This window comes from Streptomyces sp. SudanB182_2057 (assembly GCF_964272715.1).
GTDB lineage: Bacteria > Actinomycetota > Actinomycetes > Streptomycetales > Streptomycetaceae > Streptomyces > Streptomyces rubradiris.
The window spans coordinates 923,872-943,483 of record NZ_OZ186798.1 but is presented as its reverse complement, the minus strand read 5'-3'; the positions used below and the strand labels follow the sequence as shown (position 1 = coordinate 943,483).

At 76.6% G+C, this 19,612-nt stretch carries 1 protein-coding gene; it reads left to right on the top strand.

Annotated elements, in window-relative coordinates:
- Positions 1-398 precede the first annotated feature (398 nt).
- On the top strand, positions 399-19,607 hold the full coding sequence (locus tag ACSURM_RS03715) for a non-ribosomal peptide synthase/polyketide synthase (RefSeq protein WP_436953432.1): 19,209 nt from the start codon (positions 399-401) through the stop codon (positions 19,605-19,607).
- Positions 19,608-19,612: the final 5 nt, after the last annotated feature.

Genomic DNA, 19,612 nt, shown 5'->3' with positions numbered 1-19,612 from the left:
GCGCTGGTGTGGCCGGTTTCGCGGGTACGGCCGGTGGGGAGGCGGTGGCCGCCGTGGCCCGGGGGTTCGGCTCCGGTCGTGGTCTTGGCCGTGGCCGTGGCCGTGGCCGTAGTCGTGGTCGTGGTCTTGGCCGCTGGTCCCGCGCGGTCCCGGTGCGACGGGGTCGTTCGTCGCCGGAGACCGGGCATCGCCTCAGGCCACCGCTCCTGGACAACGGTCACTGCTCCCGGACACCGGACACCGGACACCGTTCGCCGCTCCCGGACACCGGACACCGCCGCCCGCCCCGCACCACCGCCCCGTCACGCACCGCCGGTGACCCGCGCCCAGTCCCCCGCCCCGGGGTCCACCGGGGCCGCCCCGCGCCGTATCGCCCCGCTCTCCGAAGGACTTCACCCATGACGGACCTGCACGACAAGCCCGCTCCGGCGTCCTCCCTGTCACAGACCAGCCCCGCCGCCGGCCTGCCGGTGAGCGGCGCGGCACCGGCGCACCCGACGCTCGGCGAGCTGTTCACCGCCTGGGTGGCCCGCACCCCGGACGCACCTGCCCTCACCGACGGGCGGCGGACCTGGACCTACCGCGAACTGGCCGCCCGTGCCGATCGGTTGGCCGCGCACCTGGTACGGCGGGGAGCCGGGCCGGACCGGGTGGTGGCCCTGGTCCTGCCGCGCTCCATGGAGCTGATCGCGGCCGAGCTGGCCGTCGCGCGGGCGGGCGCCGCCTTCCTGCCGGTGGACCCGGCCTATCCCGCCGAGCGCCGGGCGCTGATGCTCGCCGACGCCGGGCCCGCCGTCACCCTCGACGATCCGCGCCGGATCGGCGAACTGCTGGAGACGGGCGAGCCGTCGGCCGCCGACGAGGACACCGACCGGGGGGCCGACGCCGACGCCGACCACGCGGCGTACGTCATCTACACCTCCGGCTCCACCGGCACCCCCAAGGGCGTCACGGTCACCCATCGCGGCCTGGGCGGCTTCACCTCGGCCGCCGCCGAACGGTACGCGGTGGGCCCCGGGGACCGGGTGCTCCAGTTCTCCTCGCCGAGCTTCGACGCCTCCGTGCTGGAACTGTGCGTGTCCGTCCTGTGCGGCGCCACGCTGGTGGTACCGCCGCACGGGCCGTGGCTCGGCGACGAACTCGCGGCGGTCCTGGACGAGTACCGCGTCACCCACGCCCTGATCCCGCCCGCCGCGCTGGCCACCCTGCCCGACCCCGCGCAGGGCACCGCGCGCCATCTGCGCACGCTGATCGTGGGCGCCGAGGCCTGCCCGGCGGGGCTCGTGGACCGCTGGGCGCCCGGCCGCCGCATGATCAACTCCTATGGTCCGACCGAGACCACCATCGTCGCCACCTGGACCGGGCCGCTCACCGCCGGCCGGGGCACCCCGACGATCGGCGGCGCCCTGCCGCACACGCGGGTGTACGTCCTGGACGCCGCGATGCGGCCCGTGCCGCCCGGCGTGGACGGGGAGCTGTTCGTCGGCGGGGACGCGGTGGCCCGGGGGTACCTGGGCCGGCCGGGCCTGACCGCCGCCCGCTTCGTCGCCGACCCCTTCGGCACGCCCGGCGCCCGGCTGTACCGCACCGGGGACCGGGCGCGCCGGACCGCCGACGGGGAACTGGAGTTTCTGGGCCGGCTGGACCGGCAGGTGAAGATCCGCGGCTTCCGCATCGAGCCCGGCGAGATCGAGGCGGCCCTGCGGCGCGCGGGCGGCGGGGCGGTCGGCGAGGCGGTGGTCGTGGTCCGCGAGGACACCCCGGGCCACCAGCGCCTCGTCGCCTACGTCACCCCGGCGGGTCGGCCGACACCCACCGCTCCGACCGACAGCGCGAAGCGGGCCGACCCGGCCGCCTTGACGGACTCGGCCGATCCGACGGACTCCGCCGATCCGACGGACTCCGTTGAGCCGGGTGGTGCCGCCGCCTCGGCCGGCGCTGCCGAGCCGGTCGGCTCGGCCACCCCGTCCGACTCCGCCGAGCCCCGCGATCCCGCCGGGCAGATCAACTCCGTCGCCCCGACCGACGGCGCGGAGTCGGCCGCCTCCGTCCAGTCGGCTGCCTCCGCCGCTCCGGTCAACTCCGCCGCGCCCCGTAACCCCGCCACCCAGCCCCACCTCGCCCAACCGGCGCTTCCCTCCGAGGCGTTGGACCCCGGATCGCTCCGTGCCGCCGTGGCCGGGCTGTTGCCCGCGCACATGGTGCCCGCCGTCGTCGTGGTGCTGGAGCGGATGCCGCTCACCCCGCAGCACAAGATCGACCGGCGGGCGCTGCCCGTGCCGGAACGGGCGGTCGTGGTCGGGCGGGTGGCGCCCCGGTCGGAGCGGGAGCGGGTGCTCGCCGGGATCTGGGCCGAGGTGCTGGGTGTCGACGAGGTCGGGGTGACCGACGACTTCTTCGACCTCGGCGGCGAGTCCCTCCTCGCCGCCCGGGTGCTCGCCCGGGTCCGGGACGAGCTGGGGGTCCGGCTGACCCTGCGGGACGTGTTCACCGCGCGGACCGTCGCCGCCCTCGCCCCGCTGCTCGCCGACCCGTCGGCCGCCGCGGCCCCGGAGCCGATCCCGCCGGCCCCGGCCGAGGGCGCCCTGCCGCTGTCCAGCGCGCAGCGGCGGCTGTGGTACCTGGACGACCTCTCCGGCGGCGGCACCGAGTACAACACCGGCGTGGCCCTGCGGCTGCGCGGCGCCCTGGACCCGGACGCGCTGCGCCGCTCCCTGCACCGGCTCGCGGCCCGCCACGCCTCCCTGCGCACCACCTTCGCCACCGCCGACGGCCAGGGCGTCCAGCGGGTCGCGCCGGAACCGGAGCTGCCACTGCGGACGGCCGACCTCTCCGGCGCGCCGGACGCGGAGGAGGCCGTCGAGGCGCTGCTCACCGAGGAGCTGGAGCTGCCCTTCGACCTGGCGGCCGGCCCGCTCACCCGGGCCCTGCTCGTCCGGCTGGGCGCCGAGGAGCACGTACTCCTCCTGGCCCAGCACCACATCGTCACCGACGGCTGGTCGGTCGGCGTCCTCACCCGCGAACTCGCCGCCCTGTACCAGGCCGAGACCACCGGCGAGCCCGCCGGGCTGCCCGAACCCGCCGTGCAGTACCCGGACTTCGCGCTGTGGGAGCGGCGGCAGCGGACCGGCGACGCGGACACCGCCGATCTCGCCTACTGGAAGCGGCACTTGGCGGGCCTTCAGCAGCTGGAGCTGCCCACGGACCGGCCGCGTCCCGCCGTGCGCACCACCGCCGGCGCGGCCCACCGGCACGCCCTGCCCGCCGAGTTGGTGACCCGGCTGCGGCACCTGGCCGCCGGTCGCGGCACCACGCTGTTCACCCTGTTCGCGGGCGCCGCCGCGCTGCTGTTCTCCCGCTACTCCGGACAGCGGGACATCGCGTTCGGCACCGTCACCACCGGACGCGGCCGACGGGACCTGGAGGACGTGCCCGGGTTCTTCGCCAACACGGTGGTGGTGCGCGGCGAGGTGGACGAGCGGGCCACCGTGGACCGGTTCGTGGAGAGCGTGCGGGCGGCCGTGCTGGACGCCTTCGCCCACGACGGCGTGCCCTTCGACCGGGTGGTGGAGGAACTCGCCCCGCCCCGCGACCCCAGCCGCACCCCGCTGGTCCAGGCGCTCGTCGTCCAGCAGAGCCCGCTGCCCGTGCCGCCGCTCGCCGGGGGACTGCGCCTGGCCGAGCACCCGCTGCCCCGCCCGGCCGCCCGCTTCGACCTGGTCCTGGAGTTCACCCCGGACCCGGACGGCGGCTCGGTGCTGACCGCCGAGTTCAACACGGACCTGTTCGACGCGGCGACCGTGGCCCGGATGACCGACCATCTGCACCGCCTGCTGGAGGGCATGGCGGACGGCCCGGGCCGCACCCTGGCCGAACTGCCCATGCTCTCCGCCGCGGAGCGGCACACGCTGGTGGACGGCTTCAACCCGCCCGCCGGACGGCCCCGGGAGACCGGGCCCGCCACGCTGCCCGGCCTGCTCCACGCCCAGGCGGCCCGCACCCCCGGCCGTACGGCGGTGATCTGCGGACCGGACCGGCTGGCGTACGCCGAGGTGGCCCGGCGCGCCAATCGGCTGGCCCGGCGGCTCGTCGCACGCGGCGCGGGCCCGGAGACCCTGGTCGCGCTGTGCCTGCCGCGCACCGCCGACCTCGTGCCCGTGCTGTGGGCGGTGCTCGCCTCGGGCGCCGCCTACCTCCCCGTCGACCCCGGCTACCCCGCCGAACGGGTCCGGTTCATGCTCGCCGACGCCCGGCCCGCCCTCGTCGTCGCCACCCGGGAGACCGCCGCCGCCCTGCCCCCGGACTGCGAGCCGCTGTTCCTGGAGGACGCCACCGACCCGGCGGTGCCCGACACGGACCTCACCGACGCCGACCGGCTCCGTCCGCTGCTGCCGGACCACCCCGCGTACGTCATCTACACCTCCGGCTCCACCGGCCGCCCCAAGGGAGTGGTGGTCACCCACCGCACGGTCGCCGCGCTGGCCCGGTGGACGGGAGAGCGGTTCGGCGCCGAGGGGCTGGACCACGTGATCGCCGCGACCTCCCTCAACTTCGACGTCTCCGTCTTCGAACTGCTCTGCCCGCTCACGGCCGGCGGCACCGTCGAGGTGGTCGCCGACCTGCCGGCCCTCGCCGACGGCACCGGACCACGCCGGGCCGGGCTGCTCAGCGGGGTGCCGTCCGTCGTCTCCCGGCTGATCGCGGGCGGCACAGCGCCCGTGACCGCCGACACCGTCGTCCTCGCAGGCGAGGCCCTGCCCGCCCAGACACTGCACGAACTGCGCGCCGCCCTGCCCGGCTGCCGCGTCGCCAACGTCTACGGCCCCACCGAGGCCACCGTGTACGCGACCGCCTGGTTCGCCGGGGACCGGCTGCCCGAGCAGGCCCCGCCCATCGGCGCCCCGGTGGCGCTCACCCGGGCCTATGTGCTGGACGGCGCCCTGCGGCCCCAACCCGTCGGCGTCACCGGCGAGTTGTACCTTGGGGGCGGCGGCCTGGCCCGCGGCTACCTGAACCGACCCGGACTGACCGCCACCCGGTTCGTCGCCGACCCGTTCGGCGCGCCGGGGCAGCGCATGTACCGCACCGGCGACCTGGTGCGCCGCCGCGCCGACGGCACGCTGGAGTACGTCGGCCGGACCGACCAGCAGGTCAAGGTGCGCGGCTTCCGCATCGAACTGGGCGAGGTGGAGGAGGCGCTGCGCGGCTGCGCCGGCGTGGCCGAGGCCGCGGCCGGCGCCGTCACCGACCACGACGGCCACCGGCGCCTGGTCGGCTACGTCGTCCCGGCCGCCGGACACCGGGCCGAACCCGAGGCCGTACGCCGGGAACTGGGCCGTACGCTGCCCGACTACATGGTCCCGTCGGCCGTCGTCGTGCTGGACGCCCTGCCGCTCAGCCCGAACGGCAAGGTCGACCGCGGCCGGCTCCCCGACCCCGGGCCCGCCGTGCGCGCGGTACGGCACGTCGCGCCCCGCACGCCCACCGAGCGCGCGCTCGCCACGATCTGGGCCGAGGTGCTGCGGGTGGAGCGGATCGGCGTCGACGACAACTTCTTCGAGCTCGGCGGCGACTCGATCCTGAGCATCCAGGTGGTGGCCCGCGCCCGGCAGGAGGGCCTGCCGCTGACCTCCCGGGACGTCTACCAGCACCAGACGGTGGCCGCCCTGGCCCGCCGCGCGGACGCCGCCGGCGGCCCGCGCGAGGCCGCCCCCGCACCGGAGGCGGCCACCGGCGCCGCCCCCCTCACCCCCATCCAGCACTGGCTGTTCGACTCCGCCGCCGCACGCGCCGGCCACTTCGCCCAGGCGCTGTCCGTCCGGCTGCCCGACGACCTGGACCCGGCGGCGCTCGAGGACGCGCTGAACGACCTGGTCGCCCACCACGACGCCCTGCGCTCCCGCTTCACCGCCGACGACGGCACGGACGCCCGGACCGCCTGGGCGGTGGCGGAGGCGGCGCCCCGCCTCCCCCTGGCCCGCCACACCGGGCCGGAGACCGACACCCCCCACTTCGGCCCCTTCGACCTCGCCCGGGGACCGCTGCTGCGGGCCGTGCTGCACGACACCGGCGCCGGCCGCCCCCCGGTGCTGCACCTCGCCGTCCACCACCTGGTGGTCGACGGCGTCTCCTGGCGGCTGCTGCTGGAGGACCTGGACCGCGCCTACCGGGCCCGCCGCACCGGCCGCGACGGCGCCGCCGCGCTGCCCGCCAAGTCCTCGCCGCTGCGCCAGTGGGCCCACCGGCTCGCCGCCCACGCGGCGGACGGCGGCTTCGACGACGAACGCGCGTACTGGGCCCGGGCCCTCCCCGAGGCCGGCCCCGCGCTGCCGACGGGGCCCGCCGGAACCTATGCCCAACAGCGCGCCCACACCGTACGGTTGGGCCCCGAGGTCACCTCGGCCCTGCTGCGTACCCTGCCCGACACCTACCGCACCCGGGCCAACGACGTCCTGCTCGGCGCCCTCGGCCGGGCCCTGTGCGGCTGGAGCGGCCAGGACCGGGTGCTGGTCGACGTCGAGGGACACGGCCGCGAGGACCTCTTCCCCGAGCTGGACATCAGCCGCACGGTCGGCTGGTTCACCACCCGGTACCCCGTCGCGCTCGCCGTCCCCGAGGACGCCGGCTGGGACACCGTGCTGAAGCGGGTCAAGGAGCAGCTGCGCGCCGTACCCCGGCACGGCCTGGGCTACGACGCCCTGCGCCGGCTCGCCGGTCCCGGGGCGGCGCCGCCCGCCCCCGGCGCGCGGATCAACTTCAACTACCTGGGCCGGATGGAGCTGCCGCGCGACCCCGACGGCCTCTACCGGGGCACCGTACGCCCGCTGGAACTGGACGCCGACCCGGCCGCCGCCCGCCCGCACGCCCTGGAGGTCGTCGGGCGACTCGTGGACGACGCCTTGGAGTTCACCTGGTTCTACGCCGACGGGCCGCAGCGCGAGGAGGAGGTCGCGGACCTCGCCGGGCGGTTCGCCGCCGCGCTCGCCGACCTGGCCCGGTACGCCGCCCGCCCGGGCGCGGCGGGCCGCACCCCGTCCGACTTCCCGCTGGCCCGGCTCGACCAGGCCGCCGTCGACCGGATCACCGCCCCGGACCCGGCGGCGGTGGCGGACGCCTACCCCCTCACCCCCACCCAGACGGGCATGCTCTTCCACGGCCTGTCCCAGGACGACCGCGGTGTCTACCTCCAGCAGCTGACGTTCGTCCTGGACGGTGTGCCCGACCCGGGCGCCCTCGCCGCCGCCTGGCAGCACGTGACCGACCGCACCGAGACGCTGCGCTCCCGGGTCGTCTGGCAGGACGTGCCCGAGCCGCTGCTGGTGGTGGCGCGCCGCGCGGAGCTGCCGGTCACCCACCTGGACTGGCGCGACCTGACCGAGGACGAGCGCCGCGCCCGCCTGGACGACGTACTCGCCCGGGACCGCGCCGAGGGCATCGACCTCGGGCGGGCCCCGCTCCAGCGCCTGCTCCTGGCCCGCCTGTCCGGGACCGCCGTGCGCGTGGTGTGGACCTTCCACCACCTGCTGCTGGACGGCTGGAGCATGTTCCAGGTCCTCTCGGACGTCTTCGCCCACCACGCCGGGGCCGCCCCCGACGCCCTCCCGCACCGCCCGCCGCACCGCGACTACGTGGCCTGGCTGCGGCGACGCGACCCCGCCCCGGCCGAACGGCACTGGCACCGCCGCCTGTCCGGGCTGACCGAGGCCACCCCGCTGCCCTACGACCGCGAGCCGCGCGAGGCCCACCGCGCCGAGTCCACCCACGCCGTGCGCCGCACGCTGCCCCCGGCCGCCACCCGGGAGCTCCAGGAACTGGCCCGGACCTCCGGCCTCACCCTCAACACCCTGGTCCAGGGCGCCTGGGCGCTGCTGCTGGCCCGGCAGGCGGGCCGGGACGAGGCGGTGTTCGGCACCACCGTCGCCGGACGGCCGCCCGAGCTGCCCGGCGCCGACACCATGACCGGCCTGTTCATCACCACCCTGCCCACCCGGGTCACCGTCCCCGGCCACAGCACCCTGCTCGACTGGCTGCGCGCCCTCCAGCACGACCAGAGCGAGGACCGCCGCTTCGACCACCTGCCGCTCACCCGGCTGAAGGCGTTCACCGGACTCCCCGAGCGGGCCGGGCTGTTCGACAGCATCGTGGTCTTCGAGAACTACCCCGTCGACGACGGCCTCGCCGCCGCCCACGGGCTGCGCCTCAGCGGCCTGGAAGGCGTCGAGACCACCAACTACCCGCTGAGCCTGACCGCCTACCCGGGCCCGGAGCTGACCCTGCGGCTCGGCTACGACCCCGGGCTGTTCGACGCCGCGACGGCCGAGCGCATGGCCGAGTACCTGACCGTCCTGCTCACCCACCTGCCCGCCGGCGCCCACCGCCCGCCCGCCCGGCTGCCGCTGCTCGCCCCGGACCGCCGCGCGCAGGTGCTGCGCGCCTGGAACGACACCGCCACCGACCTGCCCGACACCACCGTCGCCGCCCTCTTCGCCGCGCAGGTGCGCCGCACCCCCGGCGCCGTGGCCCTGGACACCGGGGACACCCGCCTCACCTACCGCGAACTCGACGTCCTCGCTGATGACTTGGCGACCCGTCTGGCCGGGCTCGGGGTACGGCCGGAACGCCCGGTCGGCGTGCTCATGGACCGCTCCGCGGGGCTGATCGTCGCCCAGCTCGCCCTCGTACGCACCGGTGGCGTGTACGTGCCGCTGGACGGCAGGGCCCCGGCCGAACGGCTGCGCCGGATGCTCGCCGAGGCGGGCGCCGACCTGCTGCTCACCGACGCCGGCCGGGAACGGACGGCCCGCGAACTGCTGCCCGCGGGCGGAGTGCTGCGGGTGGACGACACCCCCGGCGCACCCGCCGCGACGGCACCCGTCCCCCCGCCGGTGACCGCCGCCGGGGCCGCGCCCACGCACACCGTCCACCCCGACAACGTCCAGTACCTGATGTTCACTTCCGGCTCCACCGGCACCCCCAAGGGAGTCGCGGTGCGGCAGCGGGACGTCGTCGCGCTCGCCCTGGACCGGGCCTTCGCCGGGCACGACCGGGTCCTCGTGCACTCGCCGCACGCCTTCGACGCCGCCACCTACGAGGTGTGGGTGCCGCTGCTGCGCGGCGGCACGGCCGTCCTCGCCCCGCCCGCCGGCCTCGACGCCGCCCAGGTCCGCCGCGCCATCACCGAGCGGGGCGTGACCTGCCTGTGGCTGACCGCCGGCCTGTTCCGGCTGCTCGCCCAGGAGGACCCCGGCTGCCTGCGCGGCGCCCGCGAGGTGTGGACCGGCGGCGAGGCCGTGCCCGGCGCGGTGGTCCGCCGGGTCCTCGACGCCTGCCCCGGGCTGACCGTCGTGGACGGCTACGGCCCCACCGAGACCACCACCTTCGCCACCCGCCGCGTCTTCCGCTCCGGCGACCCGCTGCCCGCCGTCCTGCCCATCGGCCGCCCCCTGGACAACACCCGCGTCTACGTCCTGGACACCTCGCTCCAGCCCCAACCACCGGGCATTCCGGGAGAGTTGTACATCGCGGGCGCGGGACTGGCCCGGGGCTACGCGAGCCGCCCGGGCGCGACCGCCGCCCGCTACCTCGCCGACCCCTACGGCCCGCCCGGCACCCGGATGTACCGCACCGGCGACCTCGTGCGCTGGAGCGCCGACGGCGAACTGCACTTCGTCGGCCGCGCGGACGACCAGATCAAGATCCGCGGCTTCCGCGTCGAACCCGCCGAGATCGAGGCCCGCCTCACCGCCCACCCCGCCGTCGCCGAGGCCGTCGTCTCCCTGTACGAGGACGCCGGACGCAAACGGCTCGCCGCCCACCTCGTACCGGCCGCAGGCGCCGACGTGCCCCCCGCCGCCGGGCTGCGCGCCCACCTGGCGGCCGGACTGCCCGACTACATGCTGCCCGCCGCGTTCGTCACCGTGCCCGAGCTGCCGCTGACGGCCAACGGCAAGGTCGACCGGCGGCGGCTGCCCGCCCCCGATTGGGCGGCGGGCGCCGAACGGACCCACCGCGACCCGCGCACCGACACCGAACGGACCCTCGCCGCGATCTGGGCCGAACTGCTCGGCGTCGAACGCGTCGGCGTGGACGACAACTTCTTCATGCTGGGCGGCGACTCCATCCTCAGCATCCAGGTGGTCTCCCGGGCCCGCGCCGCCGGACTCACCCTCACCCCCCGCGACTTGTTCCGGCACCCCACGGTGGCCGAACTGGCCGCCGCGGGCGGCGGCGCCGCGCCCGCCGTCACCGGCACCGCACCGGTCGCCGGACCGGCCGGTCTCACCCCGATCCAGCACTGGTTCCTGGACGCCCGGCCCGCGCACCCCGCCTTCTTCAACCAGTCCGTCGTGGTCGAGACGCCCGGCCCGGTGGACGAGGACGCCCTGCGTCGCGCCCTCACCGCGCTGTGGACCCAGCACGACGCCCTGCGCGCCCGGTTCCGCCACGACCGCGACGGCGCCTGGCACCAGGACATCACCGCCCACGACGGCCCCGCCCCCGAACTCCTCGAAGTCCACGACCGGCGGGACGAGGAGGGCGTCACGGCGGCGACCCACGCGCGACTCGACCTGGAGACGGGCCCGTTGTTCGTCGCCCGCCTGTTCACCGCCGACGGCACCTGGCCCGCCCGGCTACTGCTCGTCGCCCACCACCTGGTGGTCGACGGCGTCTCCTGGCGGATTCTGCTGGAGGACCTGGAGACCGCCTACCGGCAGGCCGCCAGCGGCGAGCCCGTACGGCTGCCCGCCCGCACCACGTCCGCGGCCGAGTGGGTCCGCCGGCTGCGCGAGAGGGACCTCACCGGCCAGCTGCCCCACTGGGAGCGGACCGCCCGAGCGTGCGCCGAACCCCTGCCCGTGGACGCGGCCGGCGGCAACACCACGGCCGACCTCCGCGAGGTGACCGTACGGCTCGACCGCGAGCGCACCGACGCCCTGCTGCGCCGGGTGCCCGGCGTCTACCGCACCCGCGTGGACGACGTCCTGCTCACCGCGCTCGGCCGGGTCCTCGCCGACTGGACCGGACGCGCCACCGTAGCCGTCGGCCTGGAGGGACACGGCCGCGAGGACCGGTGGGCCGAGGACGTCGACCTGTCCCGCACGGTCGGCTGGTTCACCGCGCTCCACCCGGTCGCCCTGACCGTCCCGGCGGGGGACTGGGGCACCGCCCTGAAATCCGTGAAGGAACAACTGCGGGCCGTACCCGACCGGGGACTCGGCTACGGCGTGCTGCGCCACCTCGCCCGCGACCCGCGGCTGACCAACGCCCCCGAACCCGGCATCAGCTTCAACTACCTGGGCCGCTTCGACTGGTCCGCCGACGACGCCGCCCTGGTCCGTGCGGTGCCCGGCGGCCTGGGCGGCGCGCAGGCACCGGACACCGAGCGGCCGCACCTGCTGGACGTCGTGGCCCGCGTCGAGGACGACCGGCTGGAGATCACCTGGCACTACAGCGGCGGACGCCACCGCGAGGAGACCGTCACCGCCCTCGCCGAGGGCATGCTGGACGCGCTCGGCGGCATCGTCGCCCACTGCGCCCGCCCCGACGCGGGCGGCCGCACCCCGTCGGACTTCCCGCTGGCCCGGCTCGACCAGACCGCCGTGGACCGCGTCGCCGGCGACGGCCGGGACGTCCAGGACGTCTACCCGCTCACGCCGATGCAGGAGGGCATGCTCTTCCACAGCCTGCTCGACCCCGCCGGCCGCACCTACGTCAACCAGGTCCAGCTCGTGCTGGGCGGCGTCACCGACCCGCACGCGCTCGCCACGGCCTGGCAGCACACCGCCGACGCCAACCCCGTGCTGCGCACCGGCCTGGTCTGGCAGGAGACCCCCGAACCGCTCCAGGTCGTACGGCACCGGGCCACCGTGCCCGTCACCCACCACGACTGGTCCGCGTGGCCCGAGGAGCGCCGCGCCCGCGCACTGGACCGGCTGCTCGCCGAGGACCGCGAGCGGGGCGTCGACCTCGCCACCGCGCCCCTCATGCGGCTGACCCTGATCCGGCTGGCCCCGGACCGGGTCCGCCTGGTGTGGACCTTCCACCACGTCCTGCTCGACGGCTGGAGCGCCGCCCAGGTCTTCGAGGAGGTGTGCGAGCGCTACGCCGCCCTGACCTCCGGGCGCCGCCCGCACACCCCCGAGCGCAAACCCTTCGCCGACTACCTGCGCTGGCTCGCCGGGCGCGACACCGGCCAGGCCGAGCGGTACTGGCGCACCACCCTGGCGGGCTTCCAGGCCCCCACCGAACTGCCCCGCGACCGGCGGCCCGACGGGGCCCACCGCACCTCTTCCTCCGGAACCGTGCGCATGACCCTCGGCCCGGACCTCTCCGCCCGGCTGCGGGAGACCGCCCAGCGTCACGGGCTCACCCTCAACACCGTGCTCCAGGGCGCCTGGGCGCTGCTGCTGTCCCGGTACGGCGGCGGCACCGACGTGGTGTTCGGCACCACCGTCTCCGGCCGGCCCGCCGAACTGCCCGGCGTCACCTCGATGGTGGGCCTGTTCATCAACACCCTGCCCACCCGGGTCCGCGTCGACGGCTCCCGCCCGCTGCCCGAGTGGCTGCGCGAGATCCAGACCGCCCAGTCCGAGGCCCGCCGCCACGACTTCGTCTCGCTGGCCCAGATCCAGTCCTGGAGCGAACTGCCCGGCGGCACCAGCCTGTTCGACTCCCTCGTGGTCTTCGAGAACTACCCCTTCGACCCGGACGGGCCGGCCCGGAACGGCCTCACCATGGAACCGGAACGGGACCTGGAGCCGACCAACTACCCGCTCAGCGTGGTCGTCGCGCCCGGCGACACCCTCACCGTGAACCTGGACCACGACCCGGCCGCCTTCGACACCACCACGGTCACCGCGCTCGGCGAGAGCCTGCGCACCCTGCTCACCGGCATGGCCACCGGCCTCGACCGCCGCCTGGCCGACCTGCCGCTGCTGGACCCGGCCGAGGAGCGCGCGCTCGTGGCCCGGTTCGGCGGCCGGACGGCCGAGGCACCCCGGGGCACCCTGCCCGACGCGTTCCGCCGGCAGGCCGAGCGCACCCCCGGTGCCCCGGCCGTCCGCCACGGCGACCGCGTCCTCACCTACCGCGAACTCGACGCCCGCTCCAACCGGCTGGCCCGGCGGCTCATCGCCGCGGGCGCCGGACCCGAACGCTTCGTCGCGCTCTGCCTGCCCCGGACCGCCGACCTGGTCACCGCGCTCCTCGCCGTACTCAAGAGCGGCGCCGGCTACCTGCCCGTCGACCCCCAGTACCCGGCCGAGCGCGTCGCGTTCCTCTTCGACGACGTACGGCCCGACGCCGTGATCACCGCCGCCGAGACCGCCGACCGGCTCCCCGAGGGCCCCTTCACCCGGATCCCGCTCGATGACGCGGAAGCCGGGGCACCGGACACCCCGGTGGGCGACGACGAGCGGCACACCACCCTGCTGCCCGGCCACCCGGCCTACGTCATCCACACCTCCGGCTCCACCGGCCGCCCCAAGGGCGTCGTCGTCAGCCACGCCTCCGTGCTCGCCCTCACCGACTGGGCGAAGGCCGAGTTCGCCGGGCGGGGCCTGGACCACGTGGTGGCCTCCACCTCGCTCAACTTCGACGTGTCGGTCTTCGAGATCTTCGCGCCGCTGCTGTCCGGCGGCTGCGTGGAGATCGTCCGCGACCTGCTGGCTCTCGCCGAGCGCCCCGGCCCCTGGCGGGCCGGACTGCTCAGCGCGGTCCCCTCGGCCCTGGACCGGCTGCTCGCCGAGGACGCCGTACGGATCACCGCCGACACCGTCGTCCTCGCGGGGGAGGGGCTGCCCGCCCGGACCGTACGCCGGGTCCGCGACGCCATACCCGGCAGCGAGGTGCGCAACATCTACGGCCCCACCGAGGCCACCGTCTACGCCACCGCCTTCACCTGCGACCCGGCCGACCCCGACCGGGACCCGCCGATCGGCCGGCCGCTCGGCGGTGCCCGCGCCCACGTCCTGGACGAACGGATGCGCCCGGTGCCCGTCGGCGTGCCCGGCGAGCTGTTCCTCGCCGGGACCGGTGTCGCCCGCGGCTACCTCGGCCGCCCCGGCCTGACCGCCGCCCGCTTCCTGCCCGACCCGTTCGGCCCGCCGGGCAGCCGCATGTACCGCACCGGCGACCTGGTCCGCCGGACGGCCGACGGCGACCTCGTCTACCTCGGCCGCGGCGACGACCAGGTCAAGGTGCGCGGCTTCCGCATCGAACTCGGCGAGGTCGAGGCCGCGCTGGCCCGCCACCCGGCCGTGGCCGCGGCGGCGGCCCGGGTGATCGAACACGCCGGGCACCGCCGTCTCGTGGGCTACGTGGTGCCCCACCCGCACGTCTCGGCGGACGACGCCGGGGCGCCAGGTACGGCCACCGCGTCGGACTCTGCCGGTTCCGGGGCGTCGGGTGCGGCCACCGCGTCGGGTTCTGCCGGTTCCGGGGCGCCCGGCACGCCGGCGCCGGTGATCTCCGGCGGCTCGGAGCGGACCGGCGCGGGCAGCCTGCCGGAGGCCCGTGCGGGCGTTCCCGACCCCGCCGAGCTGCGTGCGTTCCTCGCCCGCAGTCTGCCCGACCACCTCGTCCCCGCCCTCGTCGTCCCGCTGGAGCGACTGCCGCTGGGGGCCACCGGCAAGCTCGACCGGCGGGCGCTGCCCGAGCCCGAGTGGGCCACGCCGGCCACCGGCACGGCCGGACGGCCGCCGCGCACCGAGGCCGAGCGGATCCTCGCCGCGATCTGGACCGAGGTGCTCGGCGTGCCCGAAGTCGGCGCGGACGACAACTACTTCACGCTCGGCGGCGACTCCGTCCTCGGTATCCGCATCGTGTCCGCCGCCCGCCGGGCCGGTCTCGCGCTGACCCCCCGGCACCTGTTCACCCACCAGACCCTCGCCGAACTGGCCGCCGCGGCCGAACGGCTGCCGGTCTCCGCCGTCGTCGCCGAGCAGGGTCCGGTGACCGGAGACACCCCGCTCACCCCCGTACAGCACTGGCTGCTGTCCACCCTCACCGGCGACCCGGCCCACTTCAGCCAGACGGTCGCCCACGAGCTGGCCGCCGACCCCGACGAGACGCTGCTGCGGGCCGCCCTGGCCGTCGTACTGGACCACCACGACGCGCTGCGGATGCGCTACGAGCGTCGGGCGGACGGGAGCTGGCGGCAGTACGGCACCCCGCCCGGCGACCGGGACCCGCATCTGGAGGTGCACCACGGGGCGGACCCGGCAGCGGTGGCCGAGACCCTCGGCACCGGGTTCGACCTGGCCGGCGGACCGCTGCTGCGGGCCGCGCTGTGCCTCCCGGCCGACGGAGCACGCCCGGCCGACGGAGCAGACCCGGCCGACGGAGCAGACACGGCCGACGGCGTACGCCCGGCCGACGGTGCGCGCCCGGTGCTGCTGCTGGCCGCCCACCACCTGGTCGTGGACGCCGTCTCCTGGCGGCTGATCCTGGAGGACCTGGACACCGCCTACCGCGCGCTGCGCGACGGCGGACGGCCCGCCCTCGCCCCGAAGAGCACCGCGTTCCGGGACTGGGCGCGACGGCTCGCCGCACACACCGAGGCGGGCGGCTTCGACGGCGAACTCCCATACTGGCAGGGGACGGACACCGGCACCACGCTGCCCGTCGACCACCCCGGCGGCCCGAACACCGTCGCCGACGAGGACACCGTGACCGTCGGGCTCGACGCCGAGGAGACCCGCCGGCTGCTCCAGGACGTGCCCGAGGCGTACCGCACCCGCGTCAACGACGTGCTGCTCACCGCGCTGGGCCGGGTCCTGGCCCGGTGGACCGGCCGGGACCGGGTGGCGGTGACCCTGGAGGGCCACGGCCGCGAGGAGCTGTTCGAGGACACCGACCTGGCCCGCACCACCGGCTGGTTCACCGCGATGTACCCGGTCGCCCTGGACGTGCCCCGGGACACCGGCCCCGGCACCGTACTGAAGTCCGTCAAGGAGAGCCTGCGGGCCGTACCGCACGGCGGACTCGGCTACGGCGCGCTGCGCCACCTGCGCCCCACCGCCGGCCGTGACCTGCCCGCCCTGCCGCCGGTCTGCTTCAACTACCTGGGCCGGCCGGACGCGGCCCCCGCCCCCGGCGGCCTGCTGCACGCGCCCCACGGCGGCCTCACCGGCGGCATGGACCGCTCCGCCGACCGGCCGCACCTCCTCGACATCCTCGGCCAAGTCACCGACGAGCGACTGGAGTTCTCCTGGTCGTACTCGCGCGGGCGGCACCGGCGGGAGACCGTCGCCCGGCTGGCGACCGAGCTGGCGGCGGAACTCCGCGCGCTCATCCGGCACTGCGCCGAACCCGGCGCGGGCGGCCGCACCCCGTCCGACTTCCCGCTCGCCCCGCTGGACCAGGCGGCCGTGGACCGGCTCGTCGGCGACGGGTCCGGCGTCACGGACGTCTACCCGCTCACCCCCACCCAGGCCGGCATGGTGATGCACGGCCTGGACGAGGCCGAACACGGCCTCTACGTCGAGCAGATCACCTTCGTGGCCGACGGCGCCCACGACCCCGCGACACTGGCCGCGGCCTGGCGGCACGTGGTCGACCGCACCCCCGTCCTGCGCACCTCCGTCGCCCTGCACGGCGTACCGGTGCCCCTCCAGATCGTCCACCGGCACGTGACCTTGCCGGTCACCGAGCACGACTGGAGCGTGCTGCCGGCCGAACGGCACGCGGCGGAGCTGGAGCGGCTGCTCGCCGACGAGCGGGCCCGGGGCCTCGCCCTGGACCGGGCCCCGCTGCTGCGGCTCGCCCTGGTCCGGCTCGGCCCGGACGCGGTCCGGGTGGTGTGGACCTTCCACCACGTCCTGCTGGACGGCTGGAGCGTCTTCCACGTCCTGTCCGACGTCATGGCCGCGCACGCCGCCCTGACCCGGGGCGAGCGGCCCGAACTGCCCGAGCGCCGGCCGTTCGCGGACTACGCCGCCTGGCTCGCCGCCCGCGGCACCGCCGCCGCCGAGGAGCACTGGCGCCACGCCCTGGCCGGGCTCGGCGCCCCGGCCCCGCTGCCGTACGACCGGCGGCCCGCCCCCGGCACCACCCCCCGCTCCGACACCTGGCTGTCCCGGCGGCTCGACCCCGGACGGACGCGCGGCCTGCACGAGTTCGCCCGCCGGCACCGCCTCACCCTCAACACCCTGGTACAGGGCGCGTGGGCGCTGCTGCTGGCGAGGTGGAGCGGCCGGCGGGAGGTCTGCTTCGGCACCACCGTCTCCGGGCGGCCCGCCCAACTGCCCGGCGCCGACACCATCACCGGCCTGTTCATCACCACGCTGCCCGCCCGCACCGAGGTCGACGGCGTCGCCCGCCCCGACACCTGGCTGCGTGCCCTCCAGGAGGCGCGGGCCGAGGACCGCCGCCACGACCACCTGCCCCTGAGCGAGCTGCACTCCTACACCGAACTCCCGCCGGGATCAGCTCTGTTCGACACCCTGGTGGTGTTCGAGAACTATCCGGTCGGGGACACGACCGCGGGCGCGCACGGGCTCGCGCTGCGCGACCTGGACGCCCGGGAGGCCACCAACTACCCGCTCACCGTGGTCGTCTCGCCCGGCGACCGGCTCACCGTCGAACTCGGCTACGACCCCCGGTGCTTCGAGAAGTCGACCGCCGAGTCGATGGCCGGACAGCTGCTGCACACCCTGCACGCCCTGGCCGCCCCGGACGACATCGCCCGCCTCGACGACCTCGATGTGCTCCCGCCCGAGCACCGCGAACGGCTGCTGCGCGGCCCGTCCCGGCCCGCACCCGTCCCGGTGCCCGCCGCCACCCTGCCCGCGCTCGTGGAAGCCGCCGTCGACCGGTGGCCCACCGCACCCGCGCTCGACGCCCCCGGCACGCTCCTCACCTTCGCCGAGGCCGAGGCCCGGGCCGACCGGCTGGCGCACCGGCTCATCGCCCGCGGCGCCGGGCCCGGCGACCTCGTCGCGCTGCTGCTGCCCCGCTCGGCGGACATGGTGCTGGCCCAGCTCGCGGTGGCCAAGTCCGGCGCCGCGTTCCTGCCGGTGGACCCCGCCTACCCCGAGGAGCGGATCGCCCTGATGCTGCGCGACGCCGCCCCCGCCCTCACCCTGGACGCCAAGGAGATCGCCGCCCTGCTCGCCGCACCCCCGGACGACACCCCCGGACACCGGCCCACCGACGCCGACCGGAGGCGCCCGCTCGACCCGGACGACCCGGCCTACGTCATCTACACCTCCGGCTCCACCGGCACCCCCAAGGGCGTCGTCGTCACCCACCGGGGCCTCGCCGCGTTCAGCGCCGCCGAGGCCGCCCACTACCAAGTCGCCGCCGGAGACCGGGTGCTGGCCTTCGCCACGCCCAGCTTCGACGCCTCCGTGCTGGAGCTGTGCATGTCCCTGCCGCACGGCGCCCGGCTCGTCGTCCCCCGGCCCGGCCCGCTGCTCGGCGCCGAACTCGCCGGCGTACTGCGCGCCGAACGCGTCACGCACACCCTGCTGCCGCCGGCCGCGCTCGCCACCCTGCCCGCCGACACCCCCGGCACCCTGCCGGACCTGAAGACCCTGATCGTCGGCGCCGACGCGTGCGGCGCGGAACTCGTCGCCCGCTGGGCCCCGCACCACCGCATGGTCAACTCCTACGGCCCCACCGAGGCCACCGTCGTCGCCACCTGGTCCGCCCCGCTGGAGCCGGACGGCAGCGCGCCGCCCATCGGCCGCCCGCTGCCCGCCACCGGCGCCTACGTCCTCGACGCCCGGCTGCGGCCGGTCCCCGACGGCGTACCTGGCGAACTGTGGCTGAGCGGACCGTCGTTGGCCCGCGGCTACCTCGGCCGCCCCGGCCTGACCGCCGCCCGCTTCCGTGCCGACCCGTTCGGGCCGCCCGGCACCCGCATGTACCGCACCGGCGACCTGGTGCGCCGGGACGGCGCGGGCGAACTGCACTACCTCGGCCGCGTCGACCACCAGCTGAAACTGCGCGGCCACCGCATCGAGGCGGGCGAGGTCGAGGCGGCCCTCGTACGCCATCCGGGCGTGCTGGACGCCGTGGTGACCGTACGCGAGGACGAACCGGGCCTGCCGCGCCTGGTCGCCCACCTGCTCACGGCACCCGGCGCCGAACCGCCCACCGCCACCGCGCTGCGCGAGCTGGCCGCCCGCTCGCTGCCGGGATACATGGTGCCGTCGGCGTTCGTGGTGCTGGACAGTTTCCCGCTGACCGAGAACGGCAAGACCGACCGGGCCGCGCTGCCCGCCCCGGCACCGGCCGAGCAGGAGCGGGAGCGGCCGGAGTACGTGGCGCCCCGCACGCCCACCGAGGAGGCGGTGGCCGCCCTCTGGGAGGAGGCCCTCCAGACGGCCGTGGGCGCCGAGGACGACTACTTCCTGCTCGGCGGCGACTCGCTGCGCGCCCTGCTCATCGCCTCCCGCGCCAACGACGCGTTCGGCGTCACGCTCACCCCCCGCGACGTCCTGGTCTCCCGCACGGTCGCCGCCCTGGCGGAACTCGTGGAGGAACAGGTGCTGAGCGAACTCGAAGCCGCCGCGTACGGCGGCGACGGACCGGACCCCGCCCACGGCGGACCCGACGACGAAGACGCCGCGTACGGCGGCCCCGACCACGACGAACGGTGAGGATC